This window comes from Sphingomonas sp. HITSZ_GF, assembly GCF_029543155.1.
GTDB lineage: Bacteria > Pseudomonadota > Alphaproteobacteria > Sphingomonadales > Sphingomonadaceae > Sphingomonas.
The window spans coordinates 303,348-324,324 of record NZ_JARQXA010000004.1 but is presented as its reverse complement, the minus strand read 5'-3'; the positions used below and the strand labels follow the sequence as shown (position 1 = coordinate 324,324).

18 protein-coding genes are annotated in these 20,977 nt (G+C 67.4%); 10 read left to right on the top strand and 8 right to left on the bottom strand.

Translation table 11 applies throughout. The features are described from left to right. Positions 1-32: 32 nt before the first annotated feature. Entirely contained in the window at positions 33-1,511 is a 1,479-nt protein-coding gene (pyk, locus tag P6144_RS13280) for a pyruvate kinase (protein ID WP_277768239.1), read from the top strand. A 121-nt stretch (positions 1,512-1,632) separates the two neighbouring features. Here the strand turns inward: pyk and P6144_RS13275 are convergent, their stop codons facing one another. Then, entirely contained in the window at positions 1,633-2,238 is a 606-nt protein-coding gene (locus P6144_RS13275) for an HAD family phosphatase (protein ID WP_277768417.1), read from the bottom strand. Positions 2,239-2,242: 4 nt separating this feature from the next. Next, entirely contained in the window at positions 2,243-2,368 is a 126-nt protein-coding gene (gene ykgO, locus P6144_RS13270) for a type B 50S ribosomal protein L36 (RefSeq protein WP_086130464.1), read from the bottom strand. A 174-nt stretch (positions 2,369-2,542) separates the two neighbouring features. On the opposite strand from ykgO, the gene P6144_RS13265 reads away from it, so the two are divergent. From P6144_RS13265 to P6144_RS13245, 5 genes are all read left to right on the top strand, one after another. After that, entirely contained in the window at positions 2,543-3,142 is a 600-nt protein-coding gene (locus tag P6144_RS13265) for a DUF4136 domain-containing protein (protein ID WP_277768238.1), read from the top strand. Next, positions 3,139-4,257, top strand: a complete 1,119-nt coding sequence (locus P6144_RS13260; RefSeq protein WP_277768237.1) for a M14-type cytosolic carboxypeptidase — start codon at positions 3,139-3,141, stop codon at positions 4,255-4,257. The genes P6144_RS13265 and P6144_RS13260 overlap by 4 nt, the downstream gene beginning before the upstream one ends. A gap of 39 nt (positions 4,258-4,296) precedes the next feature. After that, positions 4,297-5,310: a hypothetical protein gene (locus P6144_RS13255; protein WP_277768236.1), complete on the top strand. Its 1,014-nt coding sequence runs from the start codon at positions 4,297-4,299 to the stop codon at positions 5,308-5,310. After that, positions 5,307-5,765: a GNAT family N-acetyltransferase gene (locus P6144_RS13250; protein ID WP_277768235.1), complete on the top strand. Its 459-nt coding sequence runs from the start codon at positions 5,307-5,309 to the stop codon at positions 5,763-5,765. The genes P6144_RS13255 and P6144_RS13250 overlap by 4 nt, the downstream gene beginning before the upstream one ends. 117 nt (positions 5,766-5,882) lie before the next feature. Next, entirely contained in the window at positions 5,883-7,049 is a 1,167-nt protein-coding gene (locus P6144_RS13245) for a DUF5009 domain-containing protein (RefSeq protein ID WP_277768234.1), read from the top strand. Between the two features lie 2 nt (positions 7,050-7,051). On the opposite strand, the gene P6144_RS13240 is transcribed toward P6144_RS13245, so the two are convergent. Then, positions 7,052-8,062 carry a sigma factor-like helix-turn-helix DNA-binding protein gene (locus tag P6144_RS13240; protein WP_277768233.1) on the bottom strand — a complete coding sequence of 337 codons (1,011 nt, stop codon included), beginning with the start codon at positions 8,060-8,062 and terminating at the stop codon, positions 7,052-7,054. A gap of 176 nt (positions 8,063-8,238) precedes the next feature. Then, positions 8,239-8,961 carry a dienelactone hydrolase family protein gene (locus P6144_RS13235; RefSeq protein ID WP_277768232.1) on the bottom strand — a complete coding sequence of 241 codons (723 nt, stop codon included), beginning with the start codon at positions 8,959-8,961 and terminating at the stop codon, positions 8,239-8,241. Positions 8,962-9,035: 74 nt separating this feature from the next. Between P6144_RS13235 and gpmA the strand changes: the two genes are divergently transcribed. The 3 genes from gpmA to P6144_RS13220 all read left to right on the top strand — a co-directional run bounded on the left by gpmA (position 9,036) and on the right by P6144_RS13220 (position 11,496). Then, positions 9,036-9,722, top strand: a complete 687-nt coding sequence (gene gpmA, locus P6144_RS13230) for a 2,3-diphosphoglycerate-dependent phosphoglycerate mutase (protein WP_277768231.1) — start codon at positions 9,036-9,038, stop codon at positions 9,720-9,722. Positions 9,723-9,967: 245 nt separating this feature from the next. After that, positions 9,968-10,423, top strand: a complete 456-nt coding sequence (gene purE, locus P6144_RS13225; protein WP_277768230.1) for a 5-(carboxyamino)imidazole ribonucleotide mutase — start codon at positions 9,968-9,970, stop codon at positions 10,421-10,423. Further along, positions 10,420-11,496 (top strand): 5-(carboxyamino)imidazole ribonucleotide synthase, encoded by a 1,077-nt coding sequence (locus tag P6144_RS13220; protein ID WP_277768229.1) that lies wholly within the window; start codon positions 10,420-10,422, stop codon positions 11,494-11,496. The genes purE and P6144_RS13220 overlap by 4 nt, the downstream gene beginning before the upstream one ends. 87 nt (positions 11,497-11,583) lie before the next feature. Here P6144_RS13220 and P6144_RS13215 read toward each other — a convergent pair whose 3' ends face one another. The 3 genes from P6144_RS13215 to P6144_RS13205 all read right to left on the bottom strand — a co-directional run bounded on the left by P6144_RS13215 (position 11,584) and on the right by P6144_RS13205 (position 16,376). After that, complete coding sequence (locus P6144_RS13215) at positions 11,584-12,522, bottom strand: DUF808 domain-containing protein (RefSeq protein ID WP_277768228.1); 939 nt, start codon at positions 12,520-12,522, stop codon at positions 11,584-11,586. 669 nt (positions 12,523-13,191) lie between these two features. Beyond that, on the bottom strand, positions 13,192-13,491 hold the full coding sequence (locus P6144_RS13210; protein WP_277768227.1) for a hypothetical protein: 300 nt from the start codon (positions 13,489-13,491) through the stop codon (positions 13,192-13,194). A gap of 14 nt (positions 13,492-13,505) precedes the next feature. After that, positions 13,506-16,376: an insulinase family protein gene (locus tag P6144_RS13205; RefSeq protein ID WP_277768226.1), complete on the bottom strand. Its 2,871-nt coding sequence runs from the start codon at positions 16,374-16,376 to the stop codon at positions 13,506-13,508. Positions 16,377-16,501: 125 nt separating this feature from the next. Between P6144_RS13205 and P6144_RS13200 the strand changes: the two genes are divergently transcribed. Continuing rightward, the gene (locus P6144_RS13200) at positions 16,502-18,196 is read left to right on the top strand and encodes a M20/M25/M40 family metallo-hydrolase (RefSeq protein ID WP_277768225.1); all 1,695 of its coding nucleotides are present in this window, start codon (positions 16,502-16,504) and stop codon (positions 18,194-18,196) included. Positions 18,197-18,407: 211 nt separating this feature from the next. On the opposite strand, the gene P6144_RS13195 is transcribed toward P6144_RS13200, so the two are convergent. Beyond that, positions 18,408-20,714, bottom strand: coding sequence for a TonB-dependent receptor (locus tag P6144_RS13195; protein ID WP_277768224.1), 2,307 nt, complete (start codon positions 20,712-20,714; stop codon positions 18,408-18,410). Positions 20,715-20,977 lie beyond the last annotated feature (263 nt).

Below are 20,977 nucleotides of genomic sequence, written 5' to 3'. Positions count from 1 at the left end.
GCACCCGGGCACAAGCCGAGGATATGACAGTGATGACAAAGGCAATCAGCCCCCGCACGCGCAAGGTGCGCATCCTCGCCACGCTGGGCCCGGCCAGCGCCAGCTCCGAGATGATCGGCAAGCTGTTCGAGGCGGGCGCCGACGCGTTCCGCATCAACATGAGCCATGGCGACCAGGCATCGAAGGTGCCGCTGTTCGAGGCGATCCGCGGCCTCGAGAAGAAATATGGCCGGCCGACCACGATCCTGGCCGACCTGCAGGGCCCGAAGCTGCGCGTCGGCAAGTTCGCCGACGGCAAGGTGCAGCTGGTCACCGGCCACGAGTTCATCCTCGATCGCGACAAGACGCCGGGCGACGCCACCCGGGTCGAGTTGCCGCACCGCGAGATCTTCGAGGCGGCGCACGAGAATGCACGGCTGCTGCTCGACGACGGCAAGCTGGTGCTGCGCGTGATCTCGGTCGCGCCCGATCGGCTGACCACGATCGTCGAGGTCGGCGGCCCGCTGTCGAACAACAAGGGCCTGAACGTGCCCGACATGGTGCTGCCGCTTGCCGCGCTGACCGAGAAGGACCGCAGCGACCTCGCCTTCGCGGTCGAGCAGGGTGCCGACTGGATCGCGCTCAGCTTCGTCCAGCGCCCCGAGGACCTGATGGAAGCCCGCCGGCTGATCGGCGGCAAGGCGGCTTTGCTCGCCAAGATCGAGAAGCCCTCGGCCATTGCCCGGCTCGACGAGATCGTCGAGCAGTGTGACGGCGTGATGGTTGCGCGCGGCGACCTGGGCGTCGAGCTGCCGCCGCAGACCGTGCCGCCGCTGCAGAAGCGCATCGTCGAGACCGCGCGCCGCATGGGCCGCCCGGTGATCGTCGCTACTCAGATGCTCGAATCGATGATCGAGAGCCCGTCGCCGACGCGCGCAGAGGTCTCGGACGTCGCCACCGCAGTCTATGACGGCGCCGACGCGATCATGCTCTCGGCCGAGAGCGCCGCGGGCAAGTGGCCGGTCGAATCGGTGGCGATGATGAACTCGATCGCCGACGCAGTGGAGCGCGACCCCGCGCATGGCGACCGCGTCCACTTCACCGTGCTGCGCCCCGATCCCACCACCGCCGACGCGCTGGCCGAGGCGGCGAAGAACATCGCCAAGACGGTGTCGGCATCGGGCATCAGCTGCTTCACCACCTCGGGATCGACCGCGCGGCGCATCGCCCGCGAGCGCCCCTCGGTGCCGATCCTGGTGCTGACCCCGCATATCGACACCGCCCGCCGGCTCGGCCTGCTGTGGGGCGTGCATGCAGTGCACACGCGCGATGTCGATTCGTTCGAGGAGATGGTCGCCAAGTCGAAGCGGATGGCCCTGCGCCACCATATCGCCGCGGCGGGCGACCGCGTGGTGCTGTGCGCCGGCGTGCCGTTCAAGACGCCGGGCTCGACCAATGTGCTGCACGTGGTGACGCTCGTCGGCGACGAGCTGAAGAACCATCCGGGCAAGGAAGGCCCGGACGCGATCTGATACGCAGGATTCCCCTCCCTGGAAGGGAGGGGCTAGGGGTGGGTTGCCATCCGCGAGCTGAGAAGCCTGTTGAAGCCCACCCACCCCCGACCCCTCCCTTCACCAGGGAGGGGAGCAGAAGTTAAAGCAGCCCCAGGCCTTCCAGATCCACGCGCAGCTTCGCCGCATCGGTGAACAGCAGCGCGTGGATGCCGGCATCCTGCGCGCCGGCGACATTCTTGATGCTGTCGTCGATGAACACCGCGTCCGGCCCCTCCAGGCCGAATCGGCGGAGCGCCAGGTCGTAGATGGCGCGATCGGGCTTGAGCAGCTTCTCGTCGCCCGAGACGACGATGTCGCGGAAACGGCCGAATATCCCAGGATGGAGCGGCGCGAAGGCGCGGAAGAACTCGCCCGAGAAATTGGTGATCGCGAACAGCGGCACGCCGCGCGAATCGAGATCGGCGAGAATCTCCGCCATGCCGGCGATCGGCGGGCCCAGCGTCTCGTTGAAGCGCGGGCCCCAGGCGGCGATCAGATCGGCATGCTCGGGATACGCGGCGGCCAGCTCTGCCGAAGCTTCGGCAAAGGGACGCCCGCGATCGAGCTCGGTGTGCCACTCCATGGTGAGCACATCGGCCATAAATGCGTCGAGCGCCCGATCGTCATCGATCAGGCGCCCGTACAAAGACCGCGGATTCCAGGGAAACAGCACATTGCCGACATCGAAGATGACGGCGTGCGGAATCACCTTAGCCCTGGCGAGCCTTGAAACGCTTCTGGGTCTTGTTGATGACGTAGATGCGCCCACGACGGCGGATCACGCGGTTGTCGCGATGCCGATCCTTGAGCGACTTCAATGAATTCACGATCTTCATGACCGATTCGCTTCTCAAACTATGGAATGCCGGAAAGAGGGGCTCGCCTAGTGGCCACCGCCGGCCAAGTCAAGGCTGGAGTCGCCCTGGCGCGCGCAGATACGGAACCACTCGACGGACTCCGTGTTGGAAGGCAAACGGAGACGTTCCGTCCGCGAAACAGGAGTTCGTCGCGTGAAGAAGCCGCTCAGCATCGCCCTGCTCGTCGCCTTGGGCGCCTGCGCCCCGACCTATCGTCCCCAGCCGATCGACGTGACGCGCTATCATCTGGGCGCACCGATGGAGCGCACCACGGTGGCGATCGAGCCGATGGCGAACACCGATTCGTTCGGGCCGGAATACCAGACCTATGCCGATGCGGTGCGCGCCGAGCTGGAGCGGCTGGGCTATGTCCAGTCGGTGAGCAGCACGCCTTCGGGCTATATCGCCGCGGTCGCCTTCCGCCGCGTCTCCAAGGGCGCCTTCAAGGAGCCGCCGCCCGTGACGATCGGCGTCGGCGGCGGCAGCTTCAGCGGCGGGCGCCGCGGCGGCGTGGGCGTTGGCGGCGATGTCGGCTTCGGCATCGGCGGCAAGACGCGCGAGCTCTACCAGACCGAGCTGTGGGTGCAGCTGCGCCGCCGCAGCGACAACACCACCGTGTGGGAAGGCCGCGCGCAGACCGACAATGTCAGCGGCACCGATCCCGCCCAGCCGGCCGTTGCGGCGGCGCGGATGGCAAAGGCGCTGTTCAAGGACTTCCCCGGAGAGTCAGGCATCACTATCACGGTGAAATGACCATCCAGATCAACTCCGGCTTCGATTCCGGCAACATCCGTCTCGTCGGCATCGAGGGCGACCGCGTCGACCTCGAGATCGTCACCGATCACCTGTCCGATTTCTACCAGTGGTTCCATTTCCGCGTGGCCGGGGCGAAGGGGCGCACGCTCACCTTCCGCCTGACCAACGCGGGCGGCGCGGCCTATGCCTTTGGCTGGCCGGGGTACAAGGCGCGCTGGTCGACCGACCGCGAGGCGTGGCGCACCGCCGAATCGAGCTATGCCGACGGGGTGCTGACCTTCACCAAGGCGATCGACACCGACCTGGTGTGGTTCGCCTATTTCGCTCCCTATTCGATGGAGCGGCACCACGACCTGGTCAGCCGCATGGCGCTGATGCCGGGCGTTTCGCACCGCGAGCTGGGCAAGACGCTCGACGGCCAGCCGATGGACCTGCTGACGCTCGGCACCGGCCCCAAGACCGTGTGGCTCTATGCCCGCCAGCATCCCGGCGAGACGATGGCCGAATGGTGGATGGAAGGCGCGCTCGAGTTCCTCACCGACCCGACCAACAAGACCGCGCTCGCGCTGCGCGAAAAGGCCGTGTTCCACATCGTGCCGAACATGAACCCCGACGGCTCGCGCCGCGGCCATCTGCGCACCAACGCGGCGGGCATCAACCTCAACCGCGAATGGCATGCGCCGACGATGGAGAAGAGCCCCGAGGTCTTCCTGGTCAAGGCGGCGATGGACGAGACCGGCGTCGACTTCGCGATGGACGTGCACGGCGACGAGGCGATCCCGGCCAACTTCCTTGCCGGCTTCGAGGGCATTGCCTCGTGGACCGATGCGCATGGCGAGAAATTCTACGAATATGCCCGCCGCCTCGCCAAGGCGACGCCCGACTTCCAGCTCGACCTGGGATACGAGAAGTCGGCGCCGGGCCAGGCCAATCTGTCGATGTCGACCAACCAGCTCGCCGAGCGCTTCGGCGCGGTGTCGATGACGCTGGAGATGCCGTTCAAGGATCACGAGGCCAATGCGGACGCCGAGTTCGCTTGGTCGCCCGCGCGCTGCAAGACGCTGGCGCATTCGTGCCTTGAGACTTTGGCAGGATTTATCGACGAGATCTGAGCCAACGACCTCAGAAACGATTTCAGGGGAGGGAAATCGATGCTGACTGAAATGATGCTGGCGCTCGCCTGGGGGCAAGCGGTGCCGGCGCCGAAGCCCCTGCCGGCGGTGTATCTCTTTGCGGATGCCGCCGGCGCAGGCACGGATTTGCTGCGCCCGGCGCTGGGGCAGGACATGTGGCACTGGACGACGCCGGCCGACTACCCCGCCTCCGGGCTCGACAAGGACGGCAAGGGCGAGGTGCGCGCCACGGTGCGGATCGACGCCAGCGGCGCGGTTGCCGATTGCCGGCCCGAGGCGGGCCAGCCCGAAGCGCTTGCCGGGCTGATCTGCCCGATCGTGCGCCAGCGCGGCAAGTTCATTCATGCACTGGATCGCGCCGGAAGGCCTGTGTCGGACCAGCTCTCGCTGAGGCTGATATTCGCGCCACGCGAGTTCCCGCCGGCGCCCTATCCGGGCGATTCGGACGGCGTGAACGCGGAACTGATGCGTTCCACGGCCAATATGCGGATCACCCGCGAACCGGACTGGCCGCGCTTTGCCCCGGCCGGCTTCACCGGCAAGGCGGATCTGGCAGTGAGCGTGATGCTCTATGGCGCGCGCGACGGCCGGTTCCAGACCGTCTGCCGCGTGCTCGACCGGCCGGTCGACAAGGCATTGTCCGACGCGACCTGCCAGGCGCTGGCGACGGCCGGCTATCAAACCCGCCCCGGCGAGAGCTTCAATCGCGCAACCGTGCTGGTGCGCTGGAACAAGGGCAAGGCCAAGCTCGGGTTGCCCGAACGCATCGGCACGCCGCTGGTCTTCGATCGCAAGGCCGCCCAGGCCGTGCCCGTCAGGCCCGAAGGCGCCACCAACAAGGGCGCGATCCTGCTGCGCTTCCCTGCCGGCGGGAAGCGGCCGGTCTGCCAGATCACCCGAACCACCGGCAGCGACGATGGCGACCTCGCCGCATGCCGCCATGCCGAGAGCCTGCCCTACACCGCGCCGGTCGACATGTTCGGTCGCAAGGTGGACGGCGAGCTGCGCCTTTCCCCGGTATTCACCCAATGACCGAGATTCGCGAAGGCGGGCTGGACGAGCCCCAGGTCGTCGCGCTGCTCGAGCAGCATTTCGCGGGGATGCTGGCCAATTCGCCCAAGGACAGCACCCATTTCCTCGACCTCTCCGGCCTCGCCGCGCCCGACGTGACCTTCTGGACCGTGTGGGACGGCGAGGACCTGCTCGGCTGCGGCGCGCTACGCGAACTCGATGCGGCGCATGGCGAGATCAAGTCGATGCGCACCGCATCAGAGCATCTGCGCCGCGGCACCGGTGCCAGGCTGGTGGGGCACATCCTCACCACCGCCCGCGCGCGCGGTTACAAGCGCGTGAGCCTGGAGACCGGATCGGGCGCGGCCTTCGAACCGGCCCATGCGCTCTATCGCCAGTTCGGCTTCACCGATTGCGGGCCGTTCGGCGACTATCGCGAAGATCCGTTCAGCCGGTTCCTGTCGCGAATAGTCTGATCGACGATATTGTGAACGTTCTCAGAATTGCTATGCTTCGCCGGTCGGGAAGAACGGGCGAGCGCTGATCGCCCGCCAGGGAGGATTCCGGCGATGGCGAGTGCGCCTTCACGACTTGTGGAATTGGATGTTTTACGCGGGCTGGCGGTCGCGGGCATGATCCTGGTGGTCAGCCCGGGCGACTGGGGCGCCGCCTATGCGCCGCTGCGCCATGCGGAATGGGACGGCTGGACGCTGGCCGATATGGTATTTCCCACCTTCCTGTTCAGCGTGGGCGCGGCGCTGGGCCTGTCCTTCCCGCGCCCCTTTGCCGATTCCGAGACACGCAGGGCATTCTGGCTGCGCGTTGGCCGGCGCGTGGCCGCGCTGATCCTGCTCGGGCTCGTGGTGGAAGCCAGCTACAACCTCTATCTCGGCATCGGCGGCGGCGGCCCTGGCCATCCGGGGCTGGAAAATGTCCGGCTGCCCGGCGTGCTCCAGCGGATCGCGCTCTGCTATCTGCTGGGCGTGGTCGCCATCGTTGCGACCGGGCGTCGGGACGATATGGGCCGGCTGAACGTCCGCGCGGCAGACCTGGGCTGCACCATAGCCGCGGTGCTGATCGGCTATTGGGCGCTGCTCATGTTCGTGCCGGTGCCCGGCTATGGCGCGGGGCGGCTCGATCCCGAGGGCAATCTGGGCGCCTGGATCGACCGCGCGATCTTCACCGTGCCGCATCTCTGGCCGCTGGGCTGGGCGACGCCGAACGGCCCGATCGTCTATGATCCCGAAGGGCTGCTCTCCACCCTGCCCGCCGCGACCAATACGCTGCTTGGCGTGCTGGCGGGGCAGGTCTGGCGTAACCGGCCCGAACGCGCGCCCATGCTGATCGGCGCGGCCGGCGCGCTGCTGCTGGTGGCAGGGCTCGCGCTCGATCCGGTGTTCGTGATCAACAAGCGGATCTGGACGAGCAGCTTCGCGCTGCTGAGCAGCGGCTTTTCCGCGCTGGTGCTGGCAGCGCTGATGCTGGCGCTGCGCCAGCGCGCCGCCGCGATCGCGGCCATGCCGTTCCGCGTGCTCGGCGCGAACGCGATCCTGGCATTCGTGGTGGCGACCCTCCTCGGACGGCTCTACGGCCTGCCGCTCCTCGGCGGAGCGACCCCACAGGCAACGCTCAACGGCATCATGTTGGCACTGGTCGGCGAGCCCTATTTCGCTTCGTTCCTGTGCGCGGTGCTGGTCTGCGCAATCGTCGTCGCGCTGCTCTGGCCGCTCCAGCGCCGCGGCTTCCACTTCCGCCTATAGGATCAGTGCATCACCAGCTGCATCACCGGCAGGGCCGGGGTGATGTAGGCGGCGCGCTCGGCCTCGATCGCCTCGACATGGGCGAGGCGGTTGTGGAGCGCGCCGGGATCGGGAAGCAGCGACACCTTCGACGCGGCGGCAGCGGCGCTGCGGCGCGGGCGCGCCGGCGGCATCGCGCGGCGGGCGTCGTCGGCCATCACTTCGAAGCGCGGCTGTTCGGCGGCGATCTCGGTGAGCAGCTTGGTCGCCTGCTTGGTGATCTGGCGGATGCGCTCCTTGGTCACGCCGGTATCGGCCGAGATCTCGTCGAGCGTGGCGGTCTCGAAGATGCGGCGCTCGACGATCTCGCGGTCGCGCTGCAGCTTGGCCTCGAGCTTCTCCAGCTCGACCGGATCGACCGTCTTGAAACGCGGCCCTTCGGCACGGCGCTGGGCGGCATCGGCCTTCTTGGCGCGTGGACGGCGACGCAGCGCCTCGACGCCGACCTTGCGCAGCTGATCGACATAGGCGTCGATGAGCTGGCCGACGGCGCCTTCGGCGAGATAGTCGGACGCGCCGGCTTCGGTGCGGCCGAGCGCATATTCGTCCTCGATCATCGCCTCGGGCGAGATCTCGTCGCCGTCGGGCGAAGTGGCAAGGGCGGAAAGCGAAACGGTGGTGGCCTCGACCTTCTTCGCCGAGGGGCGCTGGTCGGTCATCAGGCGGAAGCGCAGGCTCTGCAGCTCGCCGCGGATCTGCCAGTTCACGAAGGTGGTGAACTGCGCCTTGGCGGGGTCATAGGCCTCGATCGCGCGGTGGACGGCGATCGCGCAGCACTGCTCGGCGTCTTCCCAGTGCGCGGTGAGGCCGTACTGGCGGACGAAGTGGCGGATGCGCGGGGCGATCAGCTTGAGGATCTGGGCGAAGGCACGATCGACATTGACGCGCTGGCGGTTGGTCTGGGCCGCGTCCTTCGGCATGTTCTCGAGGACGGTGGCAACGGCGGCTTCAAGCGCGATCGTGGTCTTCGACATGGTCTGCAATCCCCTGCTTCTGCAGCCCCTCGGCTGCTGTCGTGAGGGGAATATGAACCGGGCCGGGGGCCGCGAATATTCGGCGGGAACCCTTATGGTAATCGCACCTTACGGATGAATCCGGGGCCGAGGCGGGGAGGATTCGTTAACCATCCCGCGCGACTCGGCCCCTTCCCTCAGGCGAACACTTCTTCGAGGAAATTGGTCATCGCCTGCCAGCTGCGGCGATCGGCCTTGGGCTCATAGACCACGCCCGCCACCGTCGAATCCTTACGGTCGAGATCGGTGAAGGCATGGCCGGCATGGCCATAGGCGTGGATCTGCCAGTCAGCACCCGATTCGGTCAGCTCCTGCGCCAGCGCCACGGTCTTCTCCGGCGGAGCGATCGGATCTTCCCAGCCATGGCAGACGAGCAGCTTGGCAGTGATCGGCGAGACGTTCGGATAGTCGGGGCGCTCATAGACGCCGTGGAACGAGACGGCGCCGAGAATCGGCAGCCCCGCGCGCGCCATGTCGAGCGCGCAGCGGCCGCCGAAGCAGAAGCCGATCGCAGCCAGCTTGGCGGGATCGACCCGGTCGAAGCCCTTGAGCGCGTCGAGCGAGGCCGCGAGGCGATCGCGCAGCAAGCCGCGATCGGCGTTGAGCGGGTTCATGTAGAGACCGGCATCGGGGCCGTGCTGGGTGCGCTTGCCCTGGCCGAACACGTCCGCCGCCAGCGCGACATAGCCGAGCTTCGCCAGCTTCTCGGCATGGACGTTGTCGGCTTCCTTCTGGCCGAGGATGTTGGGCAGGACGAGCACGCCGGGGCGCAGCGTCGTCACTTCGTCCTCATAGGCGATCACGCCTTCGAACGGGCCACCCGGCCCCTGATACACCAACGTCTCCCGAACGATTGCCATGCCGCGACTCCCTTGTGCTTGTCCCTGTCGCTGCTGCCGCTAAGAGCGCTGGCAACCGGTTGCAAGGAGTTCACATGCCCACGCTCGTCCTGATCCGCCACGGCCAGTCGGCCTGGAACCTCGAGAACCGCTTCACCGGCTGGTGGGACGTCGACCTGACCGAGCAGGGCGTCGCCGAAGCCACCGCAGCCGGCGCGCTGATGAAGGAGAAGGGGCTCGACTTCGACCTGTGCTTCACCAGCTTCCAGAGCCGCGCGATCAAGACGCTGCACCTCGCGCTGGAAGCGATGGGGCGGCTGTGGCTGCCCGAGGAGAAGAGCTGGAAGCTCAACGAGCGGCACTATGGCGGGCTGACCGGGCTCAACAAGGCCGAGACCGCGGCCAAGCATGGCGACGAGCAGGTGAAGATCTGGCGCCGCAGCTTCGACGTGCCGCCGCCGCTGCCCGAAGAGGGCTCGCCCTGGGACCTCGCCAAGGACGCGCGCTATCACGGCGTGCCGATCCCGCAGACCGAATCGCTCAAGGACACGATCGCGCGCGTGCTGCCCTATTGGGAAGAGACGATCGCCCCCGAGCTCAAGGCCGGCAAGCGCGTGCTGATCGCCGCGCACGGCAATTCGCTGCGCGCGCTGGTCAAGCATCTGTCGGGCATTCCCGACGAGGAGATCGTCAGCCTGGAGATCCCGACGGGCGCGCCGATCGTCTATGAGCTGGACGACCAGCTGAACGCGCTGGATCGCTACTATCTGAGCGAGCGCTGACCTCGAAATCCTCCCCCAGCTCGCTGGGGGAGGGGGACCGCGACGCGAAGCGTCGGGGTGGAGGGGCGCGCCGGTTCACCGGCGCGTTCCGCGCCGGCCCCTCCACCATCGCTGGGCGATGGTCCCCCTCCCCGAGACAAGCTCGGGGAGGATTTGATTAGCCGTTGCCCTCCCCGCCCTCCCTCTCTAGGAACCGCGCTTCCAACAGCTTGGGGCAAGACGTGGCACCTCTGGTCGGCATCATCATGGGCAGCACTTCCGACTGGGAGACGATGCACCATGCCGCCGATGTGCTCGACGCGCTCGGCGTGGCGCACGAGACCAAGGTGGTCAGCGCGCACCGCACCCCGCAGCGGCTCTATGATTACGCCACCGGCGCGGCGGAGCGCGGGCTCAAGGTGATCATCGCCGGCGCCGGCGGCGCGGCGCATCTGCCCGGCATGGCCGCGTCGATGACGCACCTGCCGGTGCTCGGCGTGCCGGTCGAATCCAAGGCGCTGAAGGGCATGGACAGCCTGCTCTCGATCGCCCAGATGCCCGGCGGCATCCCCGTCGGCACCCTCGCCATCGGCAAGGCCGGCGCGATCAATGCCGGGCTGCTCGCCGCCGCGATCCTGGCGACTTCGGACGAAGCGCTCAGCCAGCGCCTGCAGGCCTGGCGCGCGGCGCAAACCGAAGGCGTGGCGACCGACCCCGAATGAGCGGCGCGCTTCCCCCCGGCTCGACGATCGGCATCCTCGGTGGCGGCCAGCTTGGCCGCATGCTCGCCGTCGCCGCCGCGCAGCTCGGCTACCGCACCCATGTGCTGGCGCCCGATGCCGAGAGCGTCGCCGCGCAGACCGCCTCGAGCTACACCCGCGCCGACTATCACAGCCGGATCGTCCTCGACGAGCTCGCCGCCCAATGCGACGTGATCACCTATGAGTTCGAAAATATCGCGATCGGACCCGTCGAGCATCTCGCCGGCAAGGTGCCGGTGCGCCCCGGCGCGCAGAGCCTGTCGATCGCGCAAGACCGCGCGCGCGAAAAGGCGTTCGTCGCAGCCCTTGGCGGCCGCACCGCCCCCTGGGCGCTGGTCGAGACGCGCGAGCAGCTGGATGCGGCGATTGCCGAGATCGGCGCGCCGTCGATCCTGAAGACGTTGCGGCTGGGCTATGACGGCAAGGGCCAGGTGCGCATCCGCGACGTGGCCGAGGCGGCGAAGGCGTGGGAAGAGATCGGCGAGCGACCAGCCATTCTCGAAGGCTTCGTCACCTTCAGCCACGAATTCTCGATCATCACGGTGCGCGGCGTCGATGGCAGCCTGGCCAGCTATCCGCCGCCTTGGAACGAGCACAAGGACGGCATCCTCGACAAGTCGAGCGTGCCTGCCCCCGCCGAGATCGCCCGCCACTGGACCGAAGCGGCGACGCTCGCCGGCCGCGTCGCCGAGGCGCTGGGCCATGTCGGCGTGCTGACGCTCGAATTCTTCGCGACCGAGGACGGCCCGGTGTTCAACGAGATGGCACCGCGCGTGCACAACTCCGGGCACTGGACGATCGAAGGCGCCGAGTGCTCGCAGTTTGAGAACCACATCCGCGCGATCTGCGGGTTGCCGCTCGGCAGCACCGGGCTCACGGGCACGGAGATCGAGATGGAGAATCTGATCGGCGACCAGGCGGACCGCTGGGCCGAACTGCTCGCCGAGCCGGGCACGCATCTCCACCTCTACGGCAAGGGCGATGCCCGGCCCGGGCGGAAGATGGGGCATGTCACGCGCGTGAAGCGGGGCTGACCGTCATCCCGGCGAAAGCCGGGATCTCGTGCTGCTCTTTTCCCGCCTTCGCCTGAGATCCCGGCTTTCGCCGGGATGACGGTTTTCTCAGTGCGCCTTCTTCTTCCGCGGAATCAGGTGGATCACGCCGACGATCACTCCGCCGGCGATCAGCCCGACGATGCCCGATCCGATCGCGCCGACCAGCCATTCGACGAAGCCGCCCGCGAACGGGACAGCATGCCCGGCGACCGCGGCAAGGTGGTGGACGAAATGCGGAACCGCGTTGAGCCCGAACGCCTCGAGCCCATGCAGCAGGATGCCGCCGCCGACCCAGACCATCGCCGCCACGCCGATATGCGACAGCGCCTGGAGCAGCACCGGCATCGCCTTGACCAGCAGCTCGCCCGCCCGCCTGGCGCCGGCCGAGGGGCGCTTGCTGAGGTGCAGGCCGATATCGTCCATCTTCACGATCAGCGCGACCACGCCATAGACACCGACGGTGATCGCCACGGCCACCGCCGCCAGCGCCGCCGCACGCATGCCGAGTGAGGCATCGGGCAGCTCGGCCAGCGCGATCGCCATGATCTCGGCCGAGAGGATGAAATCGGTGCGCACTGCGCCCGCCACCTGGCGCTGCTCGAGCTCGGCGGGGGTATCGACCTCGGCCAGCTCCTCCTCGGCATGATGGCCGGTCAGCGCCTCGATGATCTTCTCTGCCGCCTCGAAGCAGAGGTACGAGCCACCGAGCATCAGCAGCGGCGTCACCGCCCAGGGCGCGAAGGCGCTGAGCAGCAGCGCGATCGGCAGGATGAAGAGCAGCTTATTGCGCAGCGAGCCGAGCGTGATCTTCCAGATGATCGGCAGCTCGCGATCGGGCGTGAGCCCGACGACATAGCGCGGGGTGACCGCAGTATCGTCGATCACCACGCCCGCCGCCTTGGCACCGGCGCGCCCCGCAGCACCCGCGACGTCGTCGAGCGAGGCCGCCGCCAGCTTGGCAAGCGCCGCAATGTCATCGAGCAACGCAACCAGACCGCCCGCCATGTCTTCCCCTTTTGTGAACTGCAGTTCAGCCATAGCGGAGTGGGCGACCCATTAAAGCCCCTCGGTTTGGGTGGGGGATATCTCGCAGAGACCGGTGCTCGCAGCACTGCCCCACCCCAACCCCTCCCCTGAAGGGGAGGGGCTAGTGCCACGCCTGCACGATTTCTCCTCACCGCGCGCATCAGCGCTGCTGACCTGGCTGTGAAACCGCAGGCCCGGCGCGACCAGCCCCTCCCCTAACCCCTCCCGCAAGCGGAAGGGGAACGAGCGGGGACAGCGCGTGCCATCGTCGCTCCCCTTCCGCTTGCGGGAGGGGTCGGGGGAGGGGCTGAGGTGCGGCCTCTCCAAAACACGGCGCCGTTTCCCGCCGGTGTCGTGTCTTGCGGAAGCGGGGATCGGATCGACCCCTGGCTCGGCCCCGCTTCCGCACTTTCCGGTATCGAAACCCCTCCCCCTCGGAGGGAAAATTTGGGGTGGTGAGATTTCCCATTGTCACCCTGAACTTGTTTCAGGGTCCAACTCTCCAAAGGCGACGCCGTCGCCAGCTGCACCTTGGATGCTGAAACAAGTTCAGCATGACGATGGGATCGAGGGGAGGATGCCGCAAACGCAAAGCGCCCGCCCCGCACAGTGCGGGACGGGCGCTTCACCAGCCTTGCGGCGTGGCGCTTAGGCGCGGGTGCCGGTCAGCGGGAAGGCGCCGAACGCCCCCGCGGTCACGGTGCCGGTCATCGTGTCGCCATCGACGGTGGCTTCGCCGGTCAGCGTCATCGGCATGGGAACCGAGACGTCCATCGACCAGGTCAGCGTATCGCCGCTCACCTTGCCGTCCTTGGCTTCGGCATTGCCCATCGCGCCGGCGAAGGTGCCGGTGAAGGTGTCGCCACTGCTCGTCACGGTGAACACCGCCGCCTGATCGCCGAGCGGCGACTTCACGACCGTGTTCCAGCTGCCGTCCACATTCGCCATGAGAACTCTCCTGATTAGTTGGCCGCCGGCTTGGTGCTTGCCAGCGACGCTGCGGGGACCACCTCGACGGGCAGGCCGATGCTGTCAAGCTGCGGCCGGACCTTGGAAGCATCGCCCACGACCACGAAAACGAACTTGTTCGGGTCGAGAGCCGCGCGTGCCGCAGCGTCAAGCTGGGGTACGGTGAGCGCGCGATATTTTTGCGCGATGGTGCTGAAATAGTCGTCCGGACGGCGCCGGATGTCGTTCTGCTGCATCGCGTTGAGCACCGCGTCCGAGGTTTCGAAGCGGCCGGGCAGCTCGCGAGTCGAGCCGTTGACCTCGCGCACCAGCTCCTCGTTGGTCACGCCCTTGGTGGTCAGGAAGTCCTTCACCTGCTGCTGGATCGCCTTGATCGAGTCGCCGGTCTTGTCCGCCTGGACCGGGGCGCTGATCGTGTAGGGCACAGCGTGCTCCAGGAAGGAGAAGCCGCCGCCGGCGCCATAGGACCAGTGCTTGGCTTCGCGCAGATCCATGTTGATGCGCGACAGGAAGCCCGAGCCGAGCGCCTGGTTGGCGGTGGCCACCGGCAGCGTGTCCGAGAAGGGATCGACCGGCGTCAGCTGCGCGGCGACGATCTGCGACTGGGGCGAGTTCGGCCGGTCGATCAGGATGATCCTGGGCGTCATCGCCTGGGCCGATGCGGTGAAGCTCTTGGTGCCGGCGGTGCCGACGCTCTTCCAGCCGCCGAAGCGCGCCTCGAGCGCCGCCTTGATCTCGGCGAGCGGACGGTCGCTGACCACGAAGATCTTGGCCTTGTCCGGACGGATCCAGGCATTGTGCCAGGCGACGAGGTCGTCACGGCCGATCGTCTTGACCACCGCCGGATCGCCCGCGCCGGCGGCAAGCTTCGCATAGGGGCTGCTCGGCGCGTAGAGCACGCGCGGCACCATGCGGCCCGACAGGCCCTGCGGGCTGGTCAGCTCCTGGGCGATGCCGGTGAGCATCTGGCCGCGCACGCGCTCGATCTCGGCCGGGGCGAAGGCGGGACGCTCGACGACGTCGGCGAACAGATCGAGCGCGCCAGCCAGGTTCGGGCTCGGCGCATCGACGCTCAGATAGGTGCGGTCGGACGAGCTGCCCGAACCGATATTGGCGCCGAGCCGCTCGCGTGCTTCGGCGAGCGCCGCCGAATCGAGCTTCTCGGTGCCTTCGTCCATCATGCTGAGCGTGAGGCGCTGGGTGCCGAGCTTCTCCGAGGGATCGGCGGCGACGCCGGCATCGAAGCTCATCTCGACCTGGGTGACCGGCACGGCGCTGCGATTGGCATAGACCAGCTCGATGCCGTTCGAGAGCTTGGTGCGCTCTACCTTGGGGAACACCAGATCGCCGATCGGGGCGACCGCCGGCAGCGCGCCGCGCGTGCCCTTCACCGGCTCGGCCTTGGGGCCTTCCGCCGCCGGCTTGGCCGCCGGGGCGACCGCTTCCTGATAGGCTTCGCGCTGGCCGGGGACGACCATCACGGTGAGCGCCGGGCGGGTCAGCCACCTGGCCGCGGCCGCCTTCACTTCTGCGGGCGTGACCTTGGCGGTCGCTTCGAGCTCCTTCTTGAAGAAGAGCGGATCGCCCGAATAGAGCTCGCCCGAGGCAAGCGCCACGGCCTTGCCGCCGAAGCCGCCGACCGATTCCAGCCCCGAGATGCGGCCCGAGACCTTGGTGGTGGCGACGCGCGTCACTTCGTCCGCGGTCGGGCCGGTGTTGATCAGGTTGGCCATGATCTCGTCGAGCCGCTTGGAGACGATCTCGGGATCGACGCCGGGCTTCACCACGGCCTGGATCATGAAGATGCCGATCTGCGACATCGACTGGACGCTCGACGAGACCTGCACCGCGGTCTTGTCCTTGCGGACCAGCTCATTGTCGAGCCGCGAGCTGGCGAGGCCGCCGAGCACCGAGGCGAACACGCTGAGCGGCGTCGCGTCCTTGTCGTTCAGGCCCGGCACCGCCCAGCTGCGCAGGATCAGCGTGGCGGCCACGCTGTCCTTCATCGTCACCGTCTTGGGTGCGGCCAGAGTGGGCACGGTCACCTTGGGCAGCACGCTCTTGGGACCGGCCGGGATCGCGCCGAAATACTTCTCGACCAGCGGCTTGGCGGTGCGGGCGTCGATGTCGCCGGCGAGCACCAGGATCGCGTTGTTCGGGCCGTAATGCGAGCGGAACCAGTTCTTGACGTCGTCGAGGCTGGCAGCATCGAGATCGGCCATCGAGCCGATCACGTTATGGCCATAGGGCGTGCTGCCGAGCAGCTCCTCGAGCACCGTGTAATAGACCAGGCCATACGGCTGGTTGTCGCCCTGGCGCTTCTCGTTCTGGACGACGCCGCGCTGCTCGTCGAGCACGTCCTGGGTGATCGCGCCGGTGAGATAGCCCATGCGGTCGCTCTCCAGGAACAGCGCGCGCTCGAGCGCCGGGCCGGGGACCGTCTCGAAATAATTGGTGCGATCGAAGCTGGTGGTGCCGTTGAAATCGGTGGCGCCGACCTGCTTCAGAGGCTCGAAGAAGTCGCCGGGGGCGTTTTCCGAGCCGTTGAACATCAGATGCTCGAACAGATGCGCGAAGCCGGTCTTGCCCGCGGGCTCGTGCTTCGAGCCGACATCGTACCAGGTGGAGACCGCGACGATCGGCGCCTTGCGATCGGTGTGGACGAGCACGCGCAGGCCGTTCTTCAGCGTGAACGCCTCGTACGGGATGTCGACCTTCTTCACGAGCTCGGCGACCGGGACCGGCTTGGCCTGGGTCTGGGCGGCAGGCGCGGCGGCAGGTGCCTGCTGCGCGAGAACCGGGGTGGCGGCGCCGATCGCAAGCGCACAGGTGGCGGCGCTGCAAAGCATCCGGAACGATTTCATCTGGCTGATTCCCCTGGGTATCGTGGTTGCCCGACCATAACGCGGGGGCGCCCCTCCGCAAGCCGGTTGCGCCGGATACCATTTGCTCTAGCCTGCGGAAAACTGGGCCATTCCGGGGAGATTTCATGCGCCGCACCTCGCTTCTGATCGCGCTTTCGCTCGGCCTGGCGCCGATGCATGCATGGGCACAGAGCGAGCCGGTGTTCAGCCCCGACGAAGTGCGCGGGCATGTCGAGTTCCTGGCGGACGATCTGCTCGGCGGGCGGGACAACGGCACAGAGGGCTTCGAAATCGCGGCGCGCTATGTCTCCAGCCGCTTCGATGCGATGGGATTCAAGCCGGGCGGCACCCAGGGCTGGTACCAGCCGGTGAACATCGCCGAATATGCACTCGACGCCGACAGGCCCGCGACGGTGACGGTGGGCGCCCGGAAATTCCCCTCCGGCACCGACGTGCTGATGGCACCGAGCCCGCGCTTCGGCGAGGCGACGCAGACGCTCACCGCCGACGCGGTGTTCGTCGGCTATGGCCGTGAGGAGGACTATGCCGGGCTCGACGTGACCGGGAAGTTCGTCGTCACCCTGCTCAACACCCCGCCCGGCACAGCGGCCGGCAAGGTCGACAAGCCCGCCATCGCCGGCGAGCACGGCGCGCTCGGGATGCTCTACGTCGTCACGCCCGACAATCTGAAGGGCGCCTTCCCCTGGGCGCAGGCGGTGATGTATTTCCAGCAGCCGCAGAGCAACTGGCTGGCACCCGACGGATCGCCCAAGGGCGAGAACCCGGCGGTCAAGATCGGTGCCTATGTGAAGGGCCCGGCCGCCGAGGCGCTGTTCAAGGGCGCGCCGATGAGCGCCGCGCAGCTCTATGCCAAGCTCGCCGAGCCCGGGGGCATGCCCGGCAGCTTCGCGCTCAAGCAGCGCCTCACGCTCGAGCGCACCAGCGTGGTGACGGTGAAGAAGAGCGAGAACGTGATCGGCATCCTGCCCGGATCCGATCCGAAGCTGGCCAGTGAATATGTCGTGATCTCCGCGCATCTCGATCACGAAGGCACCGATCCCGGGCTCGACGGCGAGGACAAGATCTACAACGGCGCGATGGACAATGCCGCCGGCGTGGCGAGCATGCTCGAGGCGGCGCGCGCCTTCGTCCAGAGCGGCAAGCGCCCGCGCCGCTCGATCCTGTTCGTCGCGCTCACCGCCGAGGAGGACGGGCTGATCGGCTCGGAATATCTGGCGCGCTATCCGGTCGTCGGCAGCGGCAAGGTGGTCGCCGACGTCAATCTCGACATGCCGATCCTGCTCTACGACTTCCAGGACGTGGTCGCCTTCGGCGCCGAGCATTCGACGCTGGGCCCGATCGTGGCGCGTGCCGCGGCGAAGATGGGCATCACCCTCTCCCCCGATCCGATGCCCGAGGAGCAGCTGTTCCTCCGCTCGGACCATTACAGCTTCGTCAAGGCGGGCGTGCCCTCGGTCTTCCTCGTCACCGGCTTCAAGAATGGCGGCGAGAAGGCGTTCCGCGACTTCCTCAAGACCAACTATCACAAGGTGAGCGACGACATCCGCCAGCCCTTCGACTGGCAGGCCGGCGCCAAGTTCGCCCGGATCAACTACATGATCGCGCGCGAGATCGCCGATGCCGACCAGGAGCCGCGCTGGTACGAAGGCAACAGCTTCGGCATGCGCTTCGCGAAGGATGCGCCCAAGGCGCCGCGGCCAGCCGACGCGCCGGTGCCGGCATCGGGCGCGCCGCGCGCAAAGGTGACGGTGATCGTGCCTCCGGCGCCTGCGCCCGCACCGGCGCCGAAGAAGGACTAGCAAAATCCTCCCCCGCAGGGGGAGGGGGACCAGCGAAGCTGGTGGAGGAGGCCTGCCACGGGCGATATCGCTTGGGGCGATCCCTCTCTACCACCACCTCCGGCGGCGGTCCCCCTCTCCCTCCGGGAGAGGATTTTGAACCGAAAAGGCCGGAGCGTGCGCCCCGGCCTTTCCCTTTGCTCCCCTATGCTGTCCGGGAGAGCGAAGCCGGTCAGAAGCCGACCTTCAACGTCACGAAGAACTGCTGCGGCGCGCCGACCATCAGCGTCTGGTTGTCGCCCGAATTGCCGAAGCCGTTGGTGCCGATCGTCGAGATGTACTTCTTGTCGAACAGGTTGGTCGCGTTGGCCTGGATCTCCAGGTCGCGGCCACCCAGGTCGAACTTGTAGCCGAGCGTCGCATCGACGACGACGCGGCCCTCGACCGACTGGTCGTTGGTGTAGGTGAAGTAGCGCTTGCTCATATAGTTGGCGCCGATGCGCGCGTTGAAGCCGCCCATGTCATAAGTCAGCTCGCCCTTGAGCAGGTGCTTGGGCGCATCGACCACGGTCTTGCCCCTGGTCGCGGCGAGCAGCGTGCCGGCCGAGTTCACGACATCGTCGCGATAGGTCGAATCATTGTAGCTGTACGAGACGAAGGCGCCGAAACCGCTGCCCAGGCGCAGGTCGCCGGTCGCCTCGAAGCCGATCGCGCGGACATCGCCGACATTCTGCAGCGTCACCGGGTTGCCGACGATGCCAGCGCCCGTGGTTACGCCGAGCAGGCGGTTGCGGAAGTTGACATAATAGCCTGCCAGCGAGCCGGTGAACGGGCCCGAACGGACGCGGCCGCCCAGTTCCCAGGTATCCGACTGCTCGGGCTTGAGCTTGGTCGAGCCCGAGAGCAGCGCGTTGAAGCCGGCCTGGGTGGTGGCGAACGGGCCGGTGGTGGCCGAGGCGGTGAAGGCGCGCGTCACCTGGCTGAACCCGCCGAACAGCTCGGCGCCGCCGCCGATGCGGAAATTGAAGCCCGCGGTCGGCTGGAACCAGTCGGTCACCTTGATCTCGCCCGAGGCGAGGCTGCCGGCAGTGTTGGGATCGGCCCGGTTCTTCACGCTGAAGCCCTTCCAGCCCAGGTTGAGCGTGAGCGCGCCGAAAGTCAGCTTGTCCTGGACATAATATTGGAAGGTGTCGGTGGTGTAGTCATAGTCCCACTGGGTCGCGAACGGGTCCGACTGGAAATCGAGGCTGTCGCGATCCGGCGCGGTGCGGCTCGACAGCGCGTAGAAGCGGCGCGCCTGCTGGAAGGCGTTGTTCTCGTACCAGCCGCCGACGGTCACTTCGTTGTTGCCACCGATCTTGCCGGTGAGGTGGCCGAACAGGCCCTTGCGGTCCATGTCATATTCGGTGGTGCGGATCGAGATCGGCGAGGCGCCGGCACCCGGGCTCGGCACGTAGGGTGTGTACCACAGGCCCTGGCCGTGATTGTTGTGGTAATAGCCCTTGAGCGCGAAGTTCAGCCCGCCGGTGTCGCCCTCGACCCCGAACGAACCCAGCCAGTCGCGGCGCAGGCCCGCGGCATCGAAATAGGCGTCGTCCACCGTCGCGACCGGCGCCGGATAGACGGTGCCCGCCGCCGCGTTCGACACCGGTGCGCCGGTGTCGCCGCGATTGTTGGCGATGTCGGCGATGCGCACCGCGAGCGCATAGTCGTTCGAGATATTATCCCAGTCATAGCCCAGCCGGTTGATCATGCCGAGCGAGAGGTCCTGATAGTCGTTCTCGCGGCGATCGGAGTAGCTGATCGTGCCGACGAGGCGCACGCCGTCCGCCACCGGAGCGACGATCTTGCCGTTCGCCTGGTTGGTGCGCTGCGCGCCCCAGCCCTTCCACTTGTCGAGATCCGAATAGACGTACGAGGCATAGGCCTTCACGCCGCCGCCGAGATCGCCGGTGTCGACCCGGCCGAACAGGCGCACGGTGTTCTCGCTGCCATAGGTGCCCTCGGCATGCACGCCGAACCTGCCCGACGGCTCGCGCGAGAAGAATTCGAGCGTGCCGCCGAGATTGTTGGTCGCCTGCGTACCGATCGCGCCGGCGCCCTGCGAAACGCGGACCTCGCCGACATTCTCGCTGGTGATCGCGCGGCTGATGTGGAGGCCGTTGACGTTGCCATAGCTGGCATCGCCGAGCGGAATGCCGTCGAGCGTGAAGCCGAGCTGGTTCTGGTTGAAGCTGCGGATCGAGACGCGCTCGGCCCATTCATAGGCGCCGAACGGATCGGCCGACTGGAAGTTGACGCTCGGCAGCTTCTCGATAGCCTTCAGGGGGCTGGTGCCCGCGGCGAGTTCCTGGATGTCCGCGGCCGAAAGCTGCTGGACCTGGCGGGTCTCGCCGCGGCCGATCACCACGATCTGCGTATCGTCGCCGCCCTCATCGGCGGCGGGAACCGGGGCAACCGTCTGCGCGTCCTGCGCGAAAGCGGTGCCCGAGGTGAGAATGGACGTGCCGGCCAGCAGCCAGATAGCAGCCTTACGCATGGGTGATCTTCCCTGGGAATATCGGCCAGGGCCCCAATGCCCCTGCCGCGGGCGGCGCTAGGGTTTGTGCGTTGCAGCATCGGGTAGCCGCGATGTCATTTGCGCGACCGTGCGGTTACAAGTTTCGGACAAGCAACAAAGTGCAGGCGCCGCCGTGGCTTGGCGGAAGGCGCTGCTGCATTACATGATGCGAAACAGGCAGCGAGCGCCTCTTGTGTTGCATAATCGCAACACTATCTCGCGGGACAGGAACGAACAGGGAC

Excerpts from the sequence above, each read along its gene's own strand:
- pyk (WP_277768239.1), top strand. The coding sequence starts at position 33 with ATGACAAAGGCAATCAGCCCCCGCACGCGCAAGGTGCGCATCCTCGCC.
- ykgO (WP_086130464.1), bottom strand. The coding sequence starts at position 2,368 with ATGAAGATCGTGAATTCATTGAAGTCGCTCAAGGATCGGCATCGCGAC.
- P6144_RS13260 (WP_277768237.1), top strand. The coding sequence starts at position 3,139 with ATGACCATCCAGATCAACTCCGGCTTCGATTCCGGCAACATCCGTCTC.
- P6144_RS13255 (WP_277768236.1), top strand. The coding sequence starts at position 4,297 with ATGCTGACTGAAATGATGCTGGCGCTCGCCTGGGGGCAAGCGGTGCCG.
- P6144_RS13250 (WP_277768235.1), top strand. The coding sequence starts at position 5,307 with ATGACCGAGATTCGCGAAGGCGGGCTGGACGAGCCCCAGGTCGTCGCG.
- P6144_RS13240 (WP_277768233.1), bottom strand. The coding sequence starts at position 8,062 with ATGTCGAAGACCACGATCGCGCTTGAAGCCGCCGTTGCCACCGTCCTC.
- P6144_RS13235 (WP_277768232.1), bottom strand. The coding sequence starts at position 8,961 with ATGGCAATCGTTCGGGAGACGTTGGTGTATCAGGGGCCGGGTGGCCCG.
- gpmA (WP_277768231.1), top strand. The coding sequence starts at position 9,036 with ATGCCCACGCTCGTCCTGATCCGCCACGGCCAGTCGGCCTGGAACCTC.
- purE (WP_277768230.1), top strand. The coding sequence starts at position 9,968 with ATGGGCAGCACTTCCGACTGGGAGACGATGCACCATGCCGCCGATGTG.
- P6144_RS13220 (WP_277768229.1), top strand. The coding sequence starts at position 10,420 with ATGAGCGGCGCGCTTCCCCCCGGCTCGACGATCGGCATCCTCGGTGGC.
- P6144_RS13215 (WP_277768228.1), bottom strand. The coding sequence starts at position 12,522 with ATGGCGGGCGGTCTGGTTGCGTTGCTCGATGACATTGCGGCGCTTGCC.
- P6144_RS13210 (WP_277768227.1), bottom strand. The coding sequence starts at position 13,491 with ATGGCGAATGTGGACGGCAGCTGGAACACGGTCGTGAAGTCGCCGCTC.
- P6144_RS13205 (WP_277768226.1), bottom strand. The coding sequence starts at position 16,376 with ATGAAATCGTTCCGGATGCTTTGCAGCGCCGCCACCTGTGCGCTTGCG.
- P6144_RS13200 (WP_277768225.1), top strand. The coding sequence starts at position 16,502 with ATGCGCCGCACCTCGCTTCTGATCGCGCTTTCGCTCGGCCTGGCGCCG.
- P6144_RS13195 (WP_277768224.1), bottom strand. The coding sequence starts at position 20,714 with ATGCGTAAGGCTGCTATCTGGCTGCTGGCCGGCACGTCCATTCTCACC.